Genomic DNA, 2322 nt, shown 5'->3' on the forward strand with positions numbered 1-2322 from the left:
CGCAGCACGTAGCCCGGCGAGCACGTGAGGAACGAGGCCGTGAGCGCGACCGCGACGAGTCCCAGAACGATCTTCCAGCGCATGGCTGATTCAACCCGGGGTCACCTGTGCGGTTCCGGCAAGCGCACGTGCGCCCGCGCACACGGCCGACTATGCTGCGGCCGACCGATCGCACCCGACAGAAATTTCGGAGCCGCCCATGGCCCGCCTATTCTTCGCCGCCGGCGCGGCCCTCGCGCTCCTGGCCGTCGCGGCCGGGGCGTTCGGCGCGCACGCGCTGGAGTCCCGCCTGAGCGCGGACCGGCTCGAGACCTGGCAGTTGGCGTCGCGCTACCAGATGTACCACGCCCTGGGGCTCCTGGCGCTCGCCTGGGCGACCACCCATTGGGACCGCTTCTCCGGCGTGTTCGCCGGCGGCGCCATGATCTTCGGCGTGCTGATCTTCAGCGGCAGCCTGTACGCGCTGGCGCTCGGCGCGCCGCGCTGGTTCGGCGCCGTCACCCCGGTGGGCGGGGTGGCGCTCCTGGCCGCGTGGCTGGCCGCGCTGGTGGGAGTGCTGCGGGCGTAAACCGCTTTTTCAGGGAGCGGGAATGAAGACCAGGAGACTGCAGGCGTACGCCTCGCTGGCCGAGATCATATCGGCCTTGGCCATCATCGCGTCCTTGCTTTACGTCGGCTACGAGTTTCGCCGCACGTCGACGATCAGCAGTCGCGAGGCGGACCTCGTGCTGTTCGAGCGCGGCCGCGAGGCCAACCGTCTGCTGATAGAAAGCCCCGGGCTGGCCGAGATAGTCGTGGCCGCCGCGTCCGCGCCCGAGAAGCTTTCCGAGGCGGATCGGCTAAGGTTCCTGACCTACCAGCACGACTTCTTCGACTCCTGGGAGATCGGCTGGTACTACCACGCCGATGGCATCCTCGATACCGATGAGTGGCTGGAGTGGAACGAGTGGTTCACGGCGATGGCGCGCCGGCGCCCCGCGTGGGCGTGGACGGAGAACCGGCAGAACTTCACCGGCCCGGACTTCCGCCAGCACGTGGACGAGGCGCTGGCGGGGAGGTGATTGGAGAGGCGCCGCCGCCTGTCGGCGACCGAGCGTCCGACCAGGACTAGCCGACCTCAGGCTCGCCTCTGTCGCGTCCGCTCCTACCGAACAACTGACGTCCCAACAGAGCCGCCGCCGGCACACCTATCACCAGATTCGACCAGATCGCGATCTCGCCCACCGGCCAGAAGGTCCGGCACGGTGAGGGGCAGAGCGAAACCAGCGTGGCGACCCCGAAGGCCACCAGCAGGAGGCTGAACCCGAGCAAGGCGTACAACCCTCCGCGTCCCCCGTGGGATGCCGCCACGATGGCCCAGATCCAAGCGCCGAACAACACCAGATTGATCAGCGTGGTGGACGCCAGCGCGTCGCGGTCCAGGCCCAGCTCCAGGTAGACGAACCGGTAGTCGATGAACGTACGGGTCAGGAAGGACAGCAGGGCGAGAAGCGAAAGGATCAGGGCGGGGGTCCACTTCGAGTCGCGGCTTGGCACGGCTGGCTCCTCCTGAGTTCGGGAAGGATCGCGGAAAGACCCGGCGCGATTTGGAATTGATTCACCCGGGACGCTGTACTTCGCAAGGCCGCGGCCCTAGCGTCCGGGCGACCCCTCGTCCCCTACCGATAGGACACCCGTGCGCAGAGTCCTCATCACCGGAGCCAACCGAGGCCTGGGACTCGCCTTCACGAAGGTCGCCCTGGCCCGCGGCGACAGCGTATACGCGGCGTGCCGTTCTCCGGATAACGCCGCGGACCTGCACACACTCGAGCCGACGGTTCGGGGCCGGCTCGACATCGTCCGTCTGGATCTCGCGCGCCCCGCGGAGTTCGCTGACGTGCGGAGAGCGCTCGAAGCCAAAGGGGAGTGGCTCGACCTCCTGGTGAACAATGCGGGCATCTACATCCGCAGCGCCGAGGTCGAGCCCGAGGCGAGTCACCTCAGCATCCGTTCGATGCGAGCGGAAAGCACGCTCCGGATGTTCGAGATCAATACCGTCGCCCCGATGGTCCTGACTCGCGAGCTGCTGCCTCGGATTCGCCCGCGGGAAGGCAGCATCATCGCTTTTCTCTCGTCAGGCATGGCTTCGATCGGGCGCAAGGCTGGAGCTGAGGTCGAGTTCAGCTACTCGGCCAGCAAGGCCGCGTTGAACATGCTCGTCCGGGTCCTAGCGCACGAGCTTCGACCGGACCGTATCGCGGTGACGGCGCTGAATCCCGGCTGGGTGGCCACGGACATGGGCACGCCGGCGGCCCCCCTGCAACCGGACCAGGTCGCGGCTTC

General features: G+C 67.8%; 4 protein-coding genes. 3 read left to right on the forward strand and 1 reads right to left on the reverse strand.

Annotated features, from left to right (window positions below):
* Positions 1-199 precede the first annotated feature (199 nt).
* Positions 200-568, forward strand: coding sequence for a DUF423 domain-containing protein (locus ABFS34_16495; GenBank protein ID MEN8377025.1), 369 nt, complete (start codon positions 200-202; stop codon positions 566-568).
* Between the two features lie 22 nt (positions 569-590).
* A complete protein-coding gene (locus ABFS34_16500; GenBank protein MEN8377026.1) occupies positions 591-1061 on the forward strand; it encodes a hypothetical protein in 471 nt (156 codons plus the stop codon).
* 46 nt (positions 1062-1107) lie between these two features.
* Here ABFS34_16500 and ABFS34_16505 read toward each other — a convergent pair whose 3' ends face one another.
* Positions 1108-1536 (reverse strand): hypothetical protein, encoded by a 429-nt coding sequence (locus ABFS34_16505; GenBank protein MEN8377027.1) that lies wholly within the window; start codon positions 1534-1536, stop codon positions 1108-1110.
* 139 nt (positions 1537-1675) lie between these two features.
* Here ABFS34_16505 and ABFS34_16510 point away from each other — a divergent pair.
* Positions 1676-2322: SDR family NAD(P)-dependent oxidoreductase (locus tag ABFS34_16510; GenBank protein ID MEN8377028.1), on the forward strand; the 647-nt coding region annotated here is incomplete at its 3' end.

It is taken from the genome of Gemmatimonadota bacterium, assembly GCA_039715185.1.
Classification (GTDB): Bacteria; Gemmatimonadota; Gemmatimonadetes; order Longimicrobiales; family RSA9; genus DATHRK01.